Source organism: Microbacterium sp. H6 (assembly GCF_003314775.1).
Classification (GTDB): Bacteria; Actinomycetota; Actinomycetes; order Actinomycetales; family Microbacteriaceae; genus Microbacterium; species Microbacterium oxydans.
In genome coordinates this window covers 4075-4578 of record NZ_QOAY01000032.1, presented here as the reverse complement: position 1 = coordinate 4578, position 504 = coordinate 4075, and the positions used below count along the sequence as shown (strand labels likewise).

At 66.9% G+C, this 504-nt stretch carries 1 protein-coding gene; it reads right to left on the bottom strand.

Annotation, left to right across the window (positions count from 1 at the left end):
- Positions 1-14: 14 nt before the first annotated feature.
- A partial coding sequence (locus DSP71_RS22900) for an O-antigen ligase (RefSeq protein ID WP_258546202.1) occupies positions 15-504 on the bottom strand: 490 nt, incomplete at its 5' end.

Here is a 504-nt window from a genome sequence, read left to right as displayed (position 1 = left end):
CGGGCGTGCCGGCGTCACGGCACCCGCCGCTGCCGAGTGCCGCGTTCGAACAGTAGGTCGCGCTCGCCGACGCCGACCAGGGGCACCGACTTGAGCTTGAACGACAGCAGCACGAGCAGCATCCAGCCCCACAGCATGATGGGCGTCGACTCGGTCAAGCCCTGCACGAGCAGGACCACCGTGAACAGACTGGGCAGCAGGGTCAACGGCGAGAACGGACGTGCATCATCGAGGTCCCAGCGGGGACGATCGACCGCGAAGAACCAGGAGCGCCACAGCAGCGTGCCGTAGGCGACCGCCATCAGCACCACTCCCACCACACCGAGCTGGAGCAGGACGTCGAGCCACATGTTGTGCGCGTGGAACACGGTGATCCCGTGATCGGTGATCCACCGGTCGAAGGCGGGATCATCGGGGATCCACGGGCTCGAGAACCCGTTGCCGACGATCGGGTGCTCGGCCGCCCGCTCCAGCACCTTGGTCCAGATCTTCTCGGATCGTCCG